The organism is Paenibacillus tritici, from assembly GCF_018207515.1.
GTDB lineage: Bacteria > Bacillota > Bacilli > Paenibacillales > Paenibacillaceae > Paenibacillus_AQ > Paenibacillus_AQ tritici.
In genome coordinates this window covers 807,145-826,182 of sequence record NZ_CP073365.1, presented here as the reverse complement: position 1 = coordinate 826,182, position 19,038 = coordinate 807,145, and the positions used below count along the sequence as shown (strand labels likewise).

The window sequence follows — 19,038 nt, the reverse complement described above, 5'->3', positions numbered from 1 at the left end:
GCTCTATGAACCTGAGAGTTTAGAATAAGGAGTTGTGCATTGTGGATGATAAGCAAAGCAAGCCAATATTTACCGGAATAACCGGTGAGAATGATCAGGAAGTGATCCGGGAAGGCTCACAACCCCAAGAGGATGGAGTGGTGGGCCCCACCGGACCGACAGGCCCAACGGGGCCCACCGGATCAACAGGCCGGCCCGGCGGCACAGGAGACCCCGGTGATCCCGGACCTACCGGACCGACCGGGCTTACCGGAATGACGGGGAACCCTGGCCCGGATGGGCTTACAGGTATAACGGGACCTGACGGCGAAACCGGGCCTTCAGGGTCCACGGGGCTTACCGGGGTAACAGGAGCAACAGGCCTCATCAGTGGACCCACTGGAAATCAGGGACCCGCAGGGGTTACAGGTCTCAGTGGCCTTGAGGGGGTTACAGGAACGACAGGTTATACTGGTTCGAATGGTCCCAGAGGGGCCACCGGAGCCTCCAACTATATCGGTTATGCCCGGTCGGATGTGTCCATAACCTTGCCTCTTGGTGCACCTGCTCCCTGGGTGACGCTGAGTACCGTTCCTTTTCTGAGTATCGGGACTAACCAGTCTGTCAAAGTCGATGTTTCTTTTCTGCTCTCCTGGGCAAGCGGGGAAACCAGCGAAACCTCGATATCCATTGATTTCCAGATCCTCCGTAACGGCACTGAAATTTATTCCAGCAACAGCACCTTCGGCTATCTTGCTCTGAAGAAGCTCCCTTTCAAGGATCTAATCCGCTTCTTCTATGTGGATGCGCCGCCCGAAGGCTCACATACGTATACCCTTCAAGCCCGCATCAGCTCCTTCATTAACATTCAGGCAACCACGCAGGTTCTGGAAACGGATATGTCTACTATTGTATTCAACAATGTATCGCCGCCAGCTTACTTGTATGTGTCCTACCGTCCTGCTGAAGATGATGGACTAAGCAAAGGTCATGTGGCTGTAGTAGATACTGCATCCAACGCCATTATCCAGACGATTGAGGTTGGACGCGGGCCTGGCGCAGTAGCCAAATCGCCGGACGGAGCCACTCTGTATGTGGTGAATGCGCAAGATAATACCGTTTCGTTGATCGACACCACTACTAATCTTGTCACTGCTACTCTGAACGTAGGGGCTAACCCGGCTGCTGTTGTTGTGACGCCGGATAACTCCAAAGCCTATGTAGCCAACTACGATTCCCGCAGCGTCACCGTTATCGATAACGTTAATCGGCGAGTTCTGACCACTGTATCCGTGGGGAGCGGCCATCCCTTTGCCCTGCTCGCTTCTCCCAAGAGCTGGTTTATATTTGTGGCTACCCGGCTCGATCAAGGAGACCAAGGGGAAGTATATGCTATCTCCGTCAAAAACGAGCAAGTCATCAACACCGGTTATACCTATAACTTTGTAGAGGAGCCTCAGCGTAACCCTCTTGCCAATTCATCAGACGGTCAGATGTTTCTTATTTTCCAGAAGGACCGCTTTGCGCGCTTCACCCTTACGGAGGCAGGACAATTTACGCCTATTATTCCTTACTATACAGACGGCTGGGTCTCCGGCATCTATTTGGAGGGCAGCGATAATTTGCTTTATATTATGAAAAACCCATCCTCTAACGAGCTGGTGAAAATCCGGATTTGGGGAGAAGGTCATGAGGGCCCTTGGTATCTGCCCAGTTATAAAGGAGAACGGCATATTGCATTGACGCCAGATCAGTCCAAAGTATGTGTAACTATTGCGGGTGACGATGACCAGTTCCCCGGACTGCAAATCATCGAAACGGGGAACAACGATACCTCTCATTTCGTTGAACTTCCCGTTGCTTTGCAAGTTGCCATTACGCCCGATAGTACCAAGGCTTATGTTTCCGAACATCAATATGTCCATCCCGTCAATCTCCTGACCTATTCAGCGGGCAATTCGATTAATATCGGAGGCAATGTTCAAGGTATTGCCGCGGCATACAGCAGTCGATCCTGATGCTGAAGACCTCCATTCCATCATTTTGAGAATGGAGGCATTTTTCTCAGATAGACTGTATCTGTTCAAGCATATCTTCAGTACACATACTGATTCTGATCTCCCGCAGCAATTGCTGCGTTTCTTGCTCTATAAGCAGTGTTCCGGCTTCCTTCAAGCATACATCCGTCATATATAGCAACGTCTGAATCAGCCCTGTGCAGGCCTGCTTGTTCTGTATGGCACGGGGTTCCCGGTGAACGGCAGTTTGCCACCTCCCGGTAATGGATCGCGCAGTATGTGCATGACCATTCACCAAGGCTGCTTTGGCTGCGAATGACAACCAGGCGGCAGCAGCATTTTCGTTCTCCATGTTTTCTCCTGTAAAAGGATACTTAAGAATTTCAATAGGGACCCCCTTTTTCATCCACAGGATCCACTGTTCCATCTCTAATTGGTGCTGCATGTTCTGCGACAGAATAGAATTGGCTGTAACATATTGTTCCGCTTCGGTCAGCTTGCCTGACAATAACAAGGCACGAAAATGTATTACTGCTTCCCCATAGGACTCTTCACCCGGACCCCGCCTGTCAAGTAAGGACAAAATCGTCTGGTAACTATCCACTTCGGTCAGAATGGCAAGGAGCGGAGACATCATTTGGGTTCCATGTAAGTTCATGTGCCGCAAGAGCAGCTGGGAAAGCTCCTCTTCCCGGTTACAGCATCTCAGCAAACGGGCAAGATCCCGCAACGCCGGGGAGAACAAGGGCTCCCAATCCAATGCCAGCGTGTATTGCTGTATGGCCAGATCATAAGCTCCTGTATGGTGCTTAAGGCTACCGAGCAGCCACCGGGTACGGAAGGTTCCGGTACCCTTGTGAGACACATAATTCACCGCATCCCCCAGCTTAAGGGCATGGATAAACATGTCCTCTGCCCTCTTCGTGTCTCCTGTTTGCAGATGAAGAATTCCAAGCCAGTGATACAAATCGGTATAGTTATCGTATTCACCTATCCCTTCATTCGCCGCCGCTATCGCCTCATGCGTTCTGTGCAGACGAAACAGACAGATGGTCTCATGTAAGTAAGATGCTGAACGGCAGGGAGAATCCTGCCGATCGTACTGGCGGCATTGCCGGAAGAGAAGAACCGCTTGTTCAAGCTCATGAGTCTGACAATAGTTCACCGCTAAATTATAAATCTGGTAGGAATTGGTTGGTTCCTTTTTCAACACACCGGATAAGGCGGTTCTGTTTCGTTTTATTTTTTGTTTGGAAGCCATGCGTTTGGGATCAGAGCCGAAATGGTGGATGATCAGATCCGATTGGCCCAGAGCAGCATCAGGCTTGTGGGAGGCAATGCTATCAATGATTTGTTCATGTATGGCATTTCGGAACCGGTACTCCGGGCGATTCCGGAACATTCTCAATGCCGGAGTGATCATGGTCTGCCACGGCACCTGCTCATCCAAGTAACTGTGTATTTGAAATAGAATTCCTTCTATTTCGGTATGGCTCATATAACTAGTAATCAGTTCGCATCTGTACGGGTCCAAGACCTCATCCGCATCGAGGAATATAATCCAATCGCCGGTTGCTGCTTCCAAGCCCACATTGCGCGCCTCTGCAAAATCATTCTGCCAGACATGACGGATCACTCTGGCTCCGTACCTCTCCGCTATCTCTATTGTTCCATCCGCGGAGCCCGTATCCACGATGATGATGTCGTCCGTCAGTGTTCTGACACTGTCCAGGCAACGCGGCAGTAACTCTTCTTCATCCCGTACAATCATACAAAGAGAAATCGAAGGTTTACTCATGAACGGCCTCCTCTTTGCTTCGCTATTAATTGCCGGAGTTTATGTTCAATGGCTTCCAAGTTACTGATCTTATTATGGTTATGTTGATCCTGAGAATCCGTTGTTCGCCAGCTACGGCTTACCCCTACAGCCTGGGACAGGTGCGAAAGCGCTCCTCCCAGCTTGGCAAGGGCATATAGCGGTGAGGATGGCGGAAATTGGTCAAATAAAGAAGCCGACCGGATATAGTGCCCGGAATCATAAGCATGTACAGCAAGGGTCAGCAGCCGTTCATCCTCAATGCCTGTATCCTCAAAGCGCTGCAAAAGCATACGTATGGAAATAGAACGGTCTTCCGGTCCTGAAAAAAAGGCAGTTGTTTGACCTTCATGTTCATGACGAACATTTACATTTGACAAGATAAGCACTCCCTCATGTATCAAAATCCGTAACATCCATATACCTTATGCACCCCCATAGACTTTGGAGAGAAATTATCGTACCAAACCACGTTATGGTTGTATTTAAGCAGTCTCAGAATAAACTTTCCCTACAGAGTTGAATATGAATCCGGCAACAAATACTGATCTCATATTCAAGGCACTCAGAGTATTAAGGCGTTGTGGAAGGAGTGATATTGTGGGTAATCTCGAAAGAATTACAGGACCTACGGGAGTAACAGACACGATTATTCTGGCTACTACCGCGGATACGGGGCCCACAGGCCCAACCGGGCCTACAGGGCCCACTGGCGCGACGGGGCATACGGGCTATACGGGACTTTCGGGGCGCGGGTCTACCGGCAGAGCTGGAACTGCGGGAAATACGGGAACTACTGGCACGACAGGGACCACTGGGGCGACAGGCGCGACGGGCGCGACGGGGACTACAGGGACTACCGGGGTTACGGGAGTTACGGGGCCTACTGGCGCTACGGGGCATACAGGACATACGGGGCTTTCTGGGAAAGGGGCTACCGGCAGAACTGGCGCTACCGGATCGACGGGGCCCACAGGGGCTACTGGAGTAACGGGTGTAACGGGAGCCACTGGCACTACGGGAGCTACTGGTCTAACGGGGACCACCGGTACTACGGGAGCTACGGGGGCTACCGGCATAACGGGACCCACGGGGGCTACTGGACATACGGGGCATACGGGACTTTCGGGGAAAGGGTCTACCGGCAGAACTGGATCGACGGGAGCAACTGGGGCGACCGGATCGACGGGAGCTACTGGGGCGACCGGAGCTACTGGCGAGACCGGGGCTACCGGGGCGACTGGTGCCACTGGCGAGACTGGTGCCACTGGCGAGACTGGTGCCACTGGCGAGACTGGGGCTACTGGTGAGACCGGGGCTACTGGCGATACGGGGGCTACTGGCGTGACCGGGGCTACTGGCGAGACCGGGGCTACTGGCGTGACCGGGGCTACCGGTGCGACGGGTGCCACTGGCGTGACTGGGGCTACTGGGGCTACCGGGGCTACCGGAGAGACGGGGGCCACTGGTGAGACCGGGGCTACCGGGGAGACTGGCGCTACTGGTGAGACCGGAGCCACTGGTGAGACCGGGACGACTGGTGCGACGGGTGCGACTGGCGTGACCGGCGCTACTGGGGCTACTGGGGCTACTGGGGAGACTGGTGAGACTGGTGAGACTGGTGAGACTGGGGCTACCGGTGCAACCGGGGCCACTGGCGAGACGGGCACCACTGGTGCGACGGGTGCTACTGGCGAGACGGGGGCCACTGGCGAGACCGGGGCTACCGGTGAGACTGGTGCCACTGGCGAGACTGGGGCTACTGGGGCGACCGGGGCTACTGGGGCGACCGGGGCTACTGGGGCGACCGGGGCTACTGGGGCGACGGGTTCCACTGGCGAGACTGGGGCTACTGGCGAGACCGGGACCACTGGCGGGACGGGGGCCACTGGTGCGACGGGAGCGACTGGGGAGACTGGTGCGACTGGTGAGACCGGAGCTACTGGTGAGACCGGAACGACTGGTGCGACGGGGGCGACTGGCGTGACCGGGGTTACCGGTGAAACGGGTGCGACTGGCGAGACCGGCGCTACTGGTGCGACCGGGGATACTGGGGCTACTGGTGAGACTGGGGCTACTGGTGAAACCGGGGCTACCGGCGAGACGGGGGCTACTGGTGAAACCGGGGCTACCGGCGAGACGGGGGCTACTGGTGAAACCGGGGCTACCGGCGAGACGGGGGTTACTGGTGAAACCGGGGCTACCGGCGAGACGGGGGCTACCGGCGAAACAGGCACTACTGGTGAAACCGGAGCTACCGGCGAGACGGGGGCTACTGGTGAGACCGGGGCCACTGGCGAGACGGGCACCACTGGTGCGACTGGTGAGACCGGAGCTACTGGTGAGACCGGAACGACGGGTGCGACGGGTGCGACTGGCGAGACCGGGGCTACCGGTGAAACCGGGGCTACTGGCGAAACCGGGGCTACCGGCGAGACTGGCGCTACTGGCGCTACTGGCGCTACTGGCGCTACTGGGGCGACTGGGGCGACTGGTGCTACCGGCGAGACGGGGGCTACCGGAGAGACGGGGGCTACTGGTGAGACCGGAACGACTGGTGCGACGGGTGCGACTGGCGAGACCGGGGCTACCGGTGAAACCGGGGCTACTGGCGAAACCGGGGCTACCGGCGAGACTGGCGCTACTGGCGCTACTGGCGCTACTGGCGCTACTGGGGCGACTGGGGCGACTGGTGCTACCGGCGAGACGGGGGCTACCGGAGAGACGGGGGCTACTGGTGAGACCGGAACGACTGGTGCGACGGGTGCGACTGGCGAGACCGGGGCTACCGGTGAGACTGGCGCTACTGGCACTACTGGGGCGACTGGTGCTACTGGTGCGACCGGCGCTACCGGCGAGACGGGGGCTACTGGTGAGACGGGGGCTACTGGTGAGACCGGAGCTACTGGTGAGACCGGAACGACTGGTGCGACGGGTGCGACTGGCGAGACCGGGGCTACCGGTGAAACCGGGGCGACTGGCGAAACCGGGGCTACCGGCGAGACGGGAGCCACTGGTGAGACGGGAGCCACTGGTGCGACCGGCGCTACCGGCGAGACGGGGGCTACCGGCGAGACGGGAGCCACTGGTGCGACCGGGGCGACTGGCGAGACAGGGACTACTGGCGAGACGGGCGCGACTGGTGCGACTGGTGAGACCGGAGCTACTGGTGAGACCGGAGCTACTGGGGCGACCGGGGCGACTGGGGCGACCGGGGCGACTGGCGAGACGGGGACTACTGGCGAGACGGGCGCTACTGGTGCGACTGGTGAGACCGGAGCTACTGGTGAGACCGGAACGACTGGTGCGACGGGTGCGACTGGCGAGACCGGGGCTACCGGTGAAACCGGGGCTACTGGCGAAACCGGGGCTACCGGCGAGACTGGCGCTACTGGCGCTACTGGCGCTACTGGGGCGACTGGGGCGACTGGTGCTACTGGTGCGACCGGCGCTACCGGCGAGACGGGGGCTACCGGAGAGACGGGGGCTACTGGTGCGACCGGAGCTACTGGTGAGACCGGAACGACTGGTGCGACGGGTGCGACTGGCGTGACCGGGGCTACCGGAGAGACCGGGGCTACCGGAGAGACTGGCGCTACTGGCACTACTGGGGCGACTAGTGCGACTGGTGCGACCGGCGCTACCGGCGAGACGGGGGCTACCGGAGAGACCGGGGCTACTGGTGAGACCGGAGCTACTGGTGAAACGGGGGCTACTGGCGAGACGGGGGCTACCGGCGAAACAGGCACTACTGGTGCTACCGGGGCTACTGGTGAGACTGGCGCTACTGGCGTGACCGGGGCTACTGGTGAGACGGGTGCGACTGGCGAGACCGGAGCTACCGGCGAGACCGGAGCTACCGGCGAGACCGGAGCTACCGGCGAAACAGGCACTACTGGTGCAACCGGGGCTACCGGCGAGACGGGGGCTACCGGGGAGACGGGAGCTACTGGTGCGACGGGGGCTACTGGTGCAACCGGGGAGACGGGAGCTACTGGTGCGACCGGCGCTACTGGTGCGACCGGGACGACTGGTGAGACCGGGGCGACTGGCGTGACCGGGGTTACCGGTGAAACGGGTGCGACTGGCGTGACCGGCGCTACTGGTGCGACCGGGGCTACTGGGGCTACTGGTAAGACTGGGGCTACTGGTGAAACCGGGGCTACCGGCGAGACGGGGGCTACCGGTGAAACAGGCACTACTGGTGCAACCGGGGCTACTGGTGAGACCGGGGCTACCGGGGCCACTGGCGAGACGGGCACCACTGGTGCGACGGGTGCTACCGGCGAGACGGGGGCCACTGGCGTGACCGGGGCCACTGGTGCAACCGGGGCTACTGGTGCAACCGGGGCTACTGGTGCAACCGGGGCTACTGGTGCAACCGGGACTACTGGTGCAACCGGGGCGACTGGTGCAACCGGGGCGACTGGTGCGACCGGAGCTACTGGTGCGACCGGAGCTACTGGTGCGACCGGAGCTACTGGTGCGACCGGGACGACTGGTGCGACCGGGGCGACGGGAGCGACTGGTGCGACCGGGGAGACGGGAGCGACTGGTGCGACGGGGGCGACTGGCGTGACCGGGGTTACCGGTGAAACGGGTGCGACTGGCGTGACCGGCGCTACTGGTGCGACCGGGGCTACTGGGGCTACTGGTAAGACTGGGGCTACTGGTGAAACCGGGGCTACCGGCGAGACGGGGGCTACCGGTGAAACAGGCACTACTGGTGAAACCGGGGCTACTGGTGAGACCGGGGCTACCGGGGCCACTGGCGAGACGGGCACCACTGGTGCGACGGGTGCTACCGGCGAGACGGGGGCCACTGGCGTGACCGGGGCCACTGGTGCAACCGGGGCTACTGGTGCAACCGGGGCTACTGGTGCAACCGGGACTACTGGTGCAACCGGGGCGACTGGTGCAACCGGGGCGACTGGTGCGACCGGGGAGACGGGAGCGACTGGTGCGACCGGGGAGACGGGAGCGACTGGTGCGACCGGGGAGACGGGAGCGACTGGTGCGACCGGGGAGACGGGAGCGACTGGTGCGACCGGAGCTACTGGTGCGACCGGAGCTACTGGTGCGACCGGAGCTACTGGTGCGACCGGGGAGACGGGAGCTACTGGTGCGACGGGGGCTACTGGTGCAACCGGGGCTACTGGTGCAACCGGGGAGACGGGAGCTACTGGTGCGACCGGCGCTACTGGTGAAACCGGGGCTACCGGCGAGACGGGGGCTACCGGTGAAACAGGCACTACTGGTGAAACCGGGGCTACTGGTGAGACCGGGGCTACCGGGGCCACTGGCGAGACGGGCACCACTGGTGCGACGGGTGCTACCGGCGAGACGGGGGCCACTGGCGTGACCGGGGCCACTGGTGCAACCGGGGCTACTGGTGCAACCGGGGCTACTGGTGAGACGGGCGCGACTGGTGCGACCGGGGCTACTGGTGCAACCGGGACTACTGGTGCAACCGGGGAGACTGGTGCGACCGGGGAGACGGGGGCTACTGGTGCGACCGGGGAGACGGGAGCGACTGGTGCGACCGGAGCTACTGGTGCGACCGGGACGACTGGTGCGACGGGGGCGACTGGCGTGACCGGCGCTACTGGTGCGACCGGGGCTACTGGGGCTACTGGGGAGACTGGGGCCACTGGTGAGACCGGGGCTACTGGTGAAACGGGTGCGACTGGCGTGACAGGAGCTACCGGCGAGACCGGGGCTACTGGCGTGACCGGGGCCACTGGCGAAACGGGGACTACTGGTGAGACGGGTGCTACTGGCGTGACCGGGGCTACCGGTGAAACGGGGGCTACTGGCGTGACCGGGGCTACTGGTGCGACCGGCGCTACTGGGGCTACCGGTGCGACCGGGGCGACTGGGGCTACTGGCGTGACCGGGGCCACTGGCGTGACTGGCGCCACTGGTGAGACCGGGGCTACTGGCGTGACCGGGGCTACTAGCGTGACCGGGACTACAGGTGAGACGGGGACTACTGGCGTGACCGGGGCTACTGGGGCGACGGGCACTACCGGTGAGACGGGAGCTACTGGCGAGACAGGTGCTACTGGCGTGACGGGTGCCACTGGGGCGACGGGCACTACCGGCGAGACGGGGGCTACTGGGGCGACTGGTGAGACGGGCGCGACTGGCGAGACGGGGGCTACCGGTGAGACCGGGGCTACTGGCGTGACCGGGGCCACTGGCGATACTGGGGCTACTGGCGTGACCGGGGCGACTGGTGCGACCGGAGCTACTGGTGAGACGGGCGCTACTGGTGAGACCGGGGCCACTGGTGCGACCGGGACTACCGGCGAGACGGGGGCTACTGGTGAGACTGGGGCTACTGGTACGACCGGTACCACTGGCGTAACGGGGACTACTGGCGAGACCGGGGCTACTGGGGCTACTGGCGTGACCGGGACTACAGGTGAGACGGGGACTACTGGCGTGACCGGGGCTACTGGAGCGACGGGTACTACTGGCGAGACGGGGGCGACCGGGGCTACTGGAGCTACTGGAGCTACTGGAGCTACTGGTGCAACCGGGGCCACTGGGGCGACCGGAGCTACTGGGGCGACCGGAGCCACTGGCGAGACGGGGGCTACTGGTGCAACCGGGGCCACTGGGACGACCGGAGCTACTGGGGCGACCGGAGCTACTGGGGCGACCGGAGCTACTGGGGCGACCGGGGCGACCGGGGCTACTGGTGATACGGGTTCCACTGGGGCGACCGGAGCTACTGGCGAGACGGGTGCCACTGGGGCGACCGGTGCGACGGGTTCTACCGGCGAGACCGGGGCTACTGGGGCGACGGGTTCCACTGGGGCGACCGGGGCTACTGGTACTACCGGCGAGACGGGAGCTACTGGGACGACTGGAGCTACTGGTGATACGGGTTCCACTGGGGCGACCGGAGCTACTGGCGAGACGGGTGCCACTGGGGCGACCGGTGCGACGGGTTCTACCGGCGAGACCGGGGCTACTGGGGCGACGGGTTCCACTGGGGCGACCGGGGCTACTGGTACTACCGGCGAGACGGGAGCTACTGGGACGACCGGAGCTACTGGCGAGACTGGAGCTACTGGCGAGACTGGGGCTACCGGTGAGACGGGTGCCACTGGCGAGACTGGGGCTACTGGGGCGACCGGGGCTACTGGTGATACGGGTTCCACTGGAGCGACCGGAGCTACTGGGGCGACGGGCACTACCGGCGAGACCGGGGCTACTAGTACGACCGGGGCTACTGGAGCCACTGGAGATACGGGAGCTACTGGCGATACGGGAACTACTGGGGCGACCGGAGCTACTGGGGCGACGGGTTCTACTGGCGAGACGGGAGCCACTGGGGCGACCGGGGTTACTGGGGCGACGGGTTCTACTGGCGAGACCGGAGCTACTGGGGCGACCGGGGCTACTGGCGATACGGGTTCCACTGGAGCTACTGGGACGACGGGCACTACCGGCGAGACGGGAGCTACTGGCGAGACCGGAGCTACTGGCGAGACCGGAGCTACTGGCGATACGGGGGCTACTGGGGCGACCGGAGCTACTGGGGCGACCGGGGCCACTGGAGTAACCGGAGCTACTGGTACGACTGGTGCTACTGGTGCGACCGGGGCCACCGGGGCGACCGGTGAGACTGGCGCTACTGGTGAAACCGGGGCTACTGGTGAAACTGGAGCTACTGGCGAGACGGGGACTACCGGTGAAACGGGCACTACCGGCGAGACGGGTGCCACTGGTGCGACCGGAGCTACTGGGGCGACTGGAGCTACTGCGGCTACCGGCGCTACTGGCGTGACTGGTGCCACTGGCGAAACTGGAGCTACCAGCGAGACCGGAACCACTGGCGTGACCGGGCCTACCGGCGAAACGGGCACCACTGGCGTGACAGGCACCACTGGCGTGACGGGTACCACCAGCGATACGGGAGCTACTGGCGAGACTGGAACTACTGGCGAGACCGGAGCCACTGGCAGTACGGGAGTCACCGGCGAGACGGGGGCCACCGGCGTGACCGGCATCACTGGGTCTACGGGAGAAACCGGTGCAACGGGCGTATACAGCTATGATTTTGCAAGTTATTTTGTTGATGCACCTTCAGTTATAGCTTCCGGCCCAGATACACCGCTTGGTCCTTATTCAGCCTCAGTATCGCCCACAAGAGGAACTGTCACAAACAGTGGAAACACCTTTACTCTGGCTTCATATCGCACCTTTATGATTATTTATCAGGCTACTGTACGCAGTACTTCTGACTCTGGGGGTACAATTGGGATAGAGTTGCTTCATCGTCGCAATCCTGACCCTGAATTTGATCTCTACAGTACCTCCCCTATCGCTGCTACAGTTGCATCCGACACAGAATACGTTTCCTTAACGTACACGCTTGTGTATCAGACCGATTCAGGTGGAAGTGACATACAGCTTGCCCTCATGTTTGACAATACGGAGGCTTCGGGGGAATTTGGCGATGCAGAAGTGAATAGTGGACTTATTACTTTCGTTGCTATCGGGTAAGCCTTACAACAACAAGCACCTCACATTCCCGCTGGGATTGCAGAGGTGCTTGTTTCTGCTGCGGCAGCAGTTCATAAGAAAAAAGACCCATGCCTGAAGCATGGGTCCCTTCGATATCTAGCTAGCTAGCACTCATATTTATTCATAAATTGGGATGCGGACAGTCGATTCCTGCTGCTCTTTCTTTAAAGCAGCAAACTTTTCCTCATAATATTTTTTATTAAGCAGCATGCTGGGGTGATCGGGTTCATAGGCCAAAGCCTGATTATTGTGGTCATTTGCCTTGTCATATTGTCCCAGCTTGTCATAGCACAAGCACAGATTCAAATGTGGCAGCCATGTCCAGGCGTTCTGCTCCATGAAAGCCAAGGCGCTGGTAGGCTTCGGTAAGGAGGCAGCCAATTCATACCAGAAAATAGCCTGCTCCAGCTGTTTCGGTTGCTGATCATAAAAGATATTTCCAATTCGGCAGCAAGCCTCCGCACGCGGTTTGTCATAAATCATCGTCCGGAATAAGCTTTCGAATGCTTTTTCCCGCTCGTACATCCGTATGTAACAAGCAGACAACTTCAAGCACGCTGCAATCTGATCCTCCACCCAGCCTAACCCCGTAGCCAGATATTTTTCATAATACTCCACCGCTTCTTCAAAAAACAGATTATCCCGCAGCTCATTGCCAAAATAATAGAGATCCCGGATAGAAAACTCTTTGCCGGCTGCCTGATGTCTGCGGTATATCTGCAAATTCCGGTCCGTGTATTCCTTCTCCTTGTGGTGGGTCACCGCAGCCTCGGAATGAATCACATTTCCATATACATTCAAATACTCATGAACTGCACCATACCATTGGTAGTTCCGTTCGCGCTTAACAATCCGGTTCCGCCTCAAGCTGAAGGTAACCTTGCCATTGGGATTCACACCAATATTGTAAGGCATCGTTACACTATCAATAGTCGGATTCAATGCACGGATCGTTTGCCGCAGCAGCTTCTGGTCTTCCTCCAGAATAATATCATCCGCATCCAGCCACATGATATAATCCATGGTTGCTTTGCTGAAGGCATGATTTCGCGCAGCGGCAAAGTCGTCAATCCATGGGAAATCATAGATTTTCGCCCCGAATTCCGCAGCCACTTCTTTGGTTCTATCGGTTGATCCCGTGTCCACTATAATGATTTCATCCATCAGATCCTTTATGTTGGGCAGACCACGTTGTAACGCATCCTCCTCGTTTTTGGCAATCATACATAAACTGACGGTCACACTCCGCCCCTCCCGGATAGCTCTGGAATGGTGCGGATATCTTTGTTTATAGGCCTGCACCCCATCCAAATCGGTCTCGCGATAGATATGATAGGCCGGATAATGGGTATCCACATATAAAGTCAATCCGAGTGCCGCACTACGTACACAAAAGTGGCGGTCCTCCCCCCAAAGCGATAGATTCGGGATTTTTTTGAAACCTACTCCGGCGCTCAGTGCATTACGGCTAATTAAAGTACACGCGCCAAGGCCCCCCACTTCATATAATCCGGGCACCCGCAATTTGTGCAAGAACTCCGAGGTTCTCTTCCGGATCTCCTCATCTTCCAGCTTTCCACCCTCACGCATTTCATACAGTGTATAGTGGTCCGACACCCAGACTTGCGGCATTTCCGGACTGTCCGGTTGCCACTTGGTCCAAAAAATGGTTGATACAATATCCTTCTCCGCACTTATCAGATGCTCCAACGTATCGGGATGAACAACCAGATCAGAATCAATTAAAAACAGATAATCAAATTCATGGGACTTTGCATACTCAATGATACCGTCCTTCATCCCTGCTACTTTCCATACCAGCTCATCCGGCCAGTAATGGGTTTTGTCGTTACGGACATATCGCCCGGTAGTTATTTCATAAGGCATAACATGAGTTTGCTCATGCTGTTGCGAGAATTCATGCAGTAAATCCTTAGCAGCTTGGTCCTCATTATCATCCACGAAATAATATTCAATATGAAGATTCTCGGTCCTCAACTCATCCAGGGAGTCCAGGAATTCCTTAAGGATAGCAGGCTTCTGGCAGATCGGACTGCCAATTAGAATCTTTGTTTGGTCCATTTCAGCACCTCATTCTATAAAGTCGTTCTCTTAAAAAATATTTCCAAAGTCCACTTACTATTCCTAGAACTTTCCGCCATCCGCTGTGGAATGCTTAAAATCCGCCTTGCATATAGTGAATCGTAACTAGAAAATCGTGACGAGGTGAATGGAATGCTTGTGAGAGACATAGAAAAAGCGCTTAATGCAGCCGAACAAACGGGTGTGGTATTTGGAAGCAAGGCATTGAGCAAAGGAGCGTTGGTCCATTTATGCCGGCGTCTGGATCATAACCGGACCTGGCGGATTCTGGAATTAGGCGGCGGATTAACTCCGCATTTCTGGAACGAGATCGTGACTCAGGAGCTACTCCCTATCTCCATGATTTCGGTGGAGCATGACCTGACCTTGAGCAATACCTGGAAGGAAGCTGAACTTGGGAATGGCTGTATTGAATTTCATACACAGCCTTTGAAGAGTCTGACGGATGAGGAATGGAACGAAATCTTCTCATGTCCGGATATTGCATTGTCTGTATGGAATTCTTACGGACTCCCCGTTCCTGCCGATCAGCATAACCACTACACCATCCGGAATACCTTCTATGCTGATGTGGATATGCTCCCGCTGGAAGACGACTCCATCGACGTTATGATTCTGGACGGCCCTCACGGGAACGGACGCTCCTTGGCCTACCCCCTGTTTTACAAAAAACTGAAGCCGGACGCTTTCGTTCTGGTTGACGACTATGACCACTACCCGTTCATGGATGATCTGCGGAGGTTCTTCCAAGTCGAGGATATTTCCCGTGAGGGAAAGGGAGATTACCGGTGGCAGTTGTGCCGTTTGGCTGGCAGATGTCCGCAACCCGACCCTGTAAGTGGGCCTTCCATCGAATCCCAACTGGTCTGAACATACCATTTTGCGCACAAGAAGAACCTGAAGCACTGCTTCAGGTCCTTTTACATTTCACTACATACCAATTGAGATTCCCTAACGTTTTGTTGCCAAAGCGTCGGGCGGTTCAGTAATATGGAACCAAAGGAAAATATAATAGTATAGTTATTAACTCATTACATAATGAAGGAGGGGGCATTCGTGGCTTTTATTCCGTTAACCTGTCCCAATTGCAGCGGAAGAATTGAATACAAGGAAGGTACGATCCTGAAGTGTCCCTATTGTCAAACGGAGCTTCTATTGAAGCAAAATAATGTCTACTATGTGGACCAGACCATTAACCATTATCACGGAGCAACACCTGAAGCCACGCCGAAGCCGACCGTCTCCGTCTCCATCCCTATAAGGCTGGTAATGCTCCTGCTGCTCGTCATATCAGGTGCCATCGGTACTTATTTGTATTACGGCTTAGACTCCCCTCAGCGCACAACAGAAGCCAATCTGTCTGTACGGAAAATGCCCGAAAGCGAGGTCCTGCTCTCCTTTCTGCGGGAGATCTTGGATAAAGGCTCTGCGATGCCGACAGAGGAGGAATTGGCCTCGCTGCGCTATTTGACCGTGGATCGTACAAAGAATGACCAGTGGCGTTTCACCTACAGCTTCGCCGATCCCTTCAGCAATGCCCAGGCTGAGAAGATCACGTATATTACCCAGGACAAGAAACTGAATACCCAGCGGATTGATCAGCGGGATTTTGAGGCCTTCAAGGGGCTGACGGCACTGAATCTGACGGGTACCTATGAGATCAACCAGGCGGACAGAACAACTCTGGCCCATATGCCCGGATTAAAAAGCTATGGCGGCGCCTTTAACGAATCCTTTAGCATATTTTCCGGGTACTTCGGCGACAAGTCTAAAATCACGGAGCTCACCACCCAGCTGCGCAGCAATCAGGAAGTGGCCCTGCTGCTGGAATTCCCCAATTTAAGCTCGCTGTCCATTACCTATGTGGATGAGTCTATAACGGATTTGCATCTGCTGAGTAAGCTTCCGTTGAAGTCCCTGTCCCTTACCTTCGTCAATGACCTGGGGTGGTTATCGTCTATGACGGGGCTGTCTTCTCTGGCTATCCATCACAGTGAAACCACAGATCTGCAGCCGTTGTACGCCTTAACCGGGCTCCAGGAGCTTAAGCTTTCCTATTTAACCAATGTAAAATCCATCGACTTCTTGCAGAACATGCCTGCTCTGCAAACGCTGGATATCGAGAATCTGAATTTCACCAGTCTGAAGCCTCTGGCCGGCAAAACCTCTATTACCTCGCTCCGCCTGGCTTCCTTAAGCCAGCTTAGCTCGGTAGCGGCCGTGAACAGTCTGCCCTCTTTGCGGGAATTGACATTGTCCGGGTACTACCAGAAGGCGGAGGCGCTGGCATTGCCGGGCGCCCAGCGGGTGGAAATCCCCGGCGCTTTTCTTCCCGGGCTGAAGGCGCCTGCCCTAACCGGCCTGACACTCCGGGGCGGAAGCTCGGAGCTCAATATGAAGGCACTGGGGAAATTTCCGGAGCTTACGCAGCTCTCCCTCTGGGATATCGACGAAATGGCCCAGCTTGGCGCCCTTGACGATTTGCCGCAACTGCAGACACTAAGCATCTACGATTCGTCGCTGTATAAGGAGAGTGATTCCTTATTTCGTTTGAAGCAGGTGAAGACTTTGGTCTGCTCGGAATGCCGTCTGGATTTCAGACAAAAGGCAGGCGCGGCGAACAGCGTGCTTGAGCATTTGACCTTGGACCGGCCGTCTTTTAGTATTAACAATAACTCTGTAACTGAAGTTGACCAGGCGATGCCTTATTTCGCGGGCCTGTCCGCTCTGCGTTCCTTCACCCTGCAGGACAGCAACTTGGCAACTCTTGCATTCATGGGCAAATGGCAGGCCATCGAAGAGCTTCATCTGGAGAACAACGCCATTTCCAATATAGATATCCTGAGCAAGCTGCCTAATCTGCAAAAGGTATTCCTGACCGGCAATTCCGTGCTGAACAAGTCCGTGCTTGGTGCGGGCGTGCAGGTGTATTAATTTCTCTGTATGACACAAGAATGACGCTGTGGGAAGCAAATGCCCAAGCGTCTTCTTGCGTTCTTTGGCCAGATACAATACAATACGTTTAAACGATTAAGCATTAGAACGGAGAGCGCTATGAACGAATTAAATGGTAATCAGAAAGCAATCCATATTTTCGAGAATTTAAGCCCTTATTTTCAAGGCTTGGGAGACCCGATTCGCCAGCAAATCGTTGCGCTGCTGATCGACAAAGAGAGTATGAATGTGACACAAATCGCAGAGCATATTCCGATGTCACGGCCTACCGTCTCTCATCACCTCAAAATCTTACGGCAAGCAGGGCTGCTTACAGTTCAGAAGAAGGGCACGGAGATGTTCTACAGACTTGAATTTAACGAAGCGATAGCACTTATGAAACAGCTTGTCCATTTTGTTGAAGAGGAATGCCATTACTAGTGCCATTTACCGGACTAGCACATGTCATTCCAATTTTTTAAAACATTATGTCGAATAAATTAAACATTTAAACATTTGATCGGAGGCAAATAATATGAACAGGAAAAAAATACTTATTGTAGGGGGATACGGGGCCGTAGGCAGACAGATCGCGCAAATATTACTGGATCGGCATCCCGATCTGGATATTGCACTGGGAGGAAGGTCAACTGGGAAAGCGGCACCTTTCGAGTCCGAGCGAGTCCGGACAGTCGTAATTGATAATAATGCGGATGATCCGCTGCTTAATGTAGACGACAATGTGTCGCTGATAATTAACTCCGTTAACGATCTGCAGGATCGGCTGCTTCTGTCTGCAGTTCGAAGAAAAATCCCACTCATCGACCTTACCCGCTGGACAGAGATATTCCAACAATCGGTCAGCAAATTGGAGAACATAGAGCTATATGCTCCTGTCGTGCTGTCCTCGGGATGGATGGCGGGAACTGCTTCACTGTTCGCCATGCTGCATTCGGCCTCTCTTCAGAACGTCTCCATCCATATTCATGCGCTATACTCACTGAGTGACAAGGCAGGACCCGATTCTGCGGCGTACATGGATCGTATGACCATTCCCTTCCATATTACGGAACCGGAGGGACGGCGTCTTGTATTCCCCATGACCGACCCTGTCAAAGTCCAATTTCCAGACGGATATACAGCACAATGTTATCGGCTTGACACCCCGGATCATGTAACCTTGCCCAAAGCTGAGCATGTCGACTCCGCCAGCTTCCGCATCTCCTTCGATAGTAAAGCATCCACATACGCGCTTGTCGGACTGGTCAAAAGCGGAATATGGAAGTTGATCAGCGGGGAGCGATTCCGTCCGCTTAGACGAAGTCTGCTCTACAATCCGGGCACTGGCAGCGCACATCACATCCTTATTCATCTAAAGGGCCGTGATCATAATGGGCAATGGGTTGAACGGAGAATCGCGATTTCCGATCCGCTTGGTCAGACTCATCTTACCGCCTTGGGAGCTGCTGTCCAAGCAGAAAAGCTATTGCAGGCACCCGGGGACGAACCACTGGCTCCAGGCATTTATTATCCCGAAGATCTGCCTGATGCGCGGATGGACGCCTCTGCAATTACCAACTTTTTCAAACAATATGGGGTTCTTATCTCTAACTAATGTTCTTTAATTCGCAAATAGCAACGCTTATA

9 protein-coding genes are annotated in these 19,038 nt (G+C 56.6%); 6 read left to right on the top strand and 3 right to left on the bottom strand.

Features of this window, described 5'->3' with window-relative positions:
• Nucleotides 1-41 precede the first annotated feature (41 nt).
• A complete protein-coding gene (locus KDC22_RS33710; RefSeq protein WP_216857429.1) occupies nucleotides 42-1,997 on the top strand; it encodes a YncE family protein in 1,956 nt (651 codons plus the stop codon).
• A gap of 46 nt (nucleotides 1,998-2,043) precedes the next feature.
• Here the strand turns inward: KDC22_RS33710 and KDC22_RS03575 are convergent, their stop codons facing one another.
• Both KDC22_RS03575 and KDC22_RS03570 read right to left on the bottom strand, forming a co-directional pair.
• Nucleotides 2,044-3,795, bottom strand: a complete 1,752-nt coding sequence (locus tag KDC22_RS03575) for a tetratricopeptide repeat-containing glycosyltransferase family 2 protein (protein ID WP_173138474.1) — start codon at nucleotides 3,793-3,795, stop codon at nucleotides 2,044-2,046.
• On the bottom strand, nucleotides 3,792-4,193 hold the full coding sequence (locus KDC22_RS03570; RefSeq protein ID WP_173138476.1) for a hypothetical protein: 402 nt from the start codon (nucleotides 4,191-4,193) through the stop codon (nucleotides 3,792-3,794). Before KDC22_RS03570 ends, KDC22_RS03575 begins: the two co-directional genes overlap by 4 nt.
• A gap of 964 nt (nucleotides 4,194-5,157) precedes the next feature.
• Here KDC22_RS03570 and KDC22_RS03565 point away from each other — a divergent pair.
• On the top strand, nucleotides 5,158-12,333 hold the full coding sequence (locus KDC22_RS03565; protein WP_425517049.1) for a hypothetical protein: 7,176 nt from the start codon (nucleotides 5,158-5,160) through the stop codon (nucleotides 12,331-12,333).
• 138 nt (nucleotides 12,334-12,471) lie between these two features.
• Here the strand turns inward: KDC22_RS03565 and KDC22_RS03560 are convergent, their stop codons facing one another.
• A complete protein-coding gene (locus KDC22_RS03560) occupies nucleotides 12,472-14,436 on the bottom strand; it encodes a glycosyltransferase (RefSeq protein ID WP_173140963.1) in 1,965 nt (654 codons plus the stop codon).
• A gap of 159 nt (nucleotides 14,437-14,595) precedes the next feature.
• Here KDC22_RS03560 and KDC22_RS03555 point away from each other — a divergent pair, with 159 nt between their 5' ends.
• The 4 genes from KDC22_RS03555 (at nucleotide 14,596) to KDC22_RS03540 (ending at nucleotide 19,006) form a co-directional block, all read left to right on the top strand.
• Nucleotides 14,596-15,327: a class I SAM-dependent methyltransferase gene (locus tag KDC22_RS03555; protein WP_211722093.1), complete on the top strand. Its 732-nt coding sequence runs from the start codon at nucleotides 14,596-14,598 to the stop codon at nucleotides 15,325-15,327.
• A gap of 186 nt (nucleotides 15,328-15,513) precedes the next feature.
• A complete protein-coding gene (locus KDC22_RS03550) occupies nucleotides 15,514-17,391 on the top strand; it encodes a leucine-rich repeat domain-containing protein (protein ID WP_211722092.1) in 1,878 nt (625 codons plus the stop codon).
• Between the two features lie 120 nt (nucleotides 17,392-17,511).
• Entirely contained in the window at nucleotides 17,512-17,832 is a 321-nt protein-coding gene (locus tag KDC22_RS03545) for an ArsR/SmtB family transcription factor (RefSeq protein WP_173140969.1), read from the top strand.
• Nucleotides 17,833-17,926: 94 nt separating this feature from the next.
• Nucleotides 17,927-19,006 (top strand): saccharopine dehydrogenase, encoded by a 1,080-nt coding sequence (locus tag KDC22_RS03540; protein ID WP_211722091.1) that lies wholly within the window; start codon nucleotides 17,927-17,929, stop codon nucleotides 19,004-19,006.
• Nucleotides 19,007-19,038: the final 32 nt, after the last annotated feature.

Excerpts from the sequence above, each read along its gene's own strand:
- KDC22_RS03545 (WP_173140969.1), top strand. The coding sequence starts at position 17,512 with ATGAACGAATTAAATGGTAATCAGAAAGCAATCCATATTTTCGAGAAT.
- KDC22_RS03575 (WP_173138474.1), bottom strand. The coding sequence starts at position 3,795 with ATGAGTAAACCTTCGATTTCTCTTTGTATGATTGTACGGGATGAAGAA.
- KDC22_RS03540 (WP_211722091.1), top strand. The coding sequence starts at position 17,927 with ATGAACAGGAAAAAAATACTTATTGTAGGGGGATACGGGGCCGTAGGC.
- KDC22_RS03560 (WP_173140963.1), bottom strand. The coding sequence starts at position 14,436 with ATGGACCAAACAAAGATTCTAATTGGCAGTCCGATCTGCCAGAAGCCT.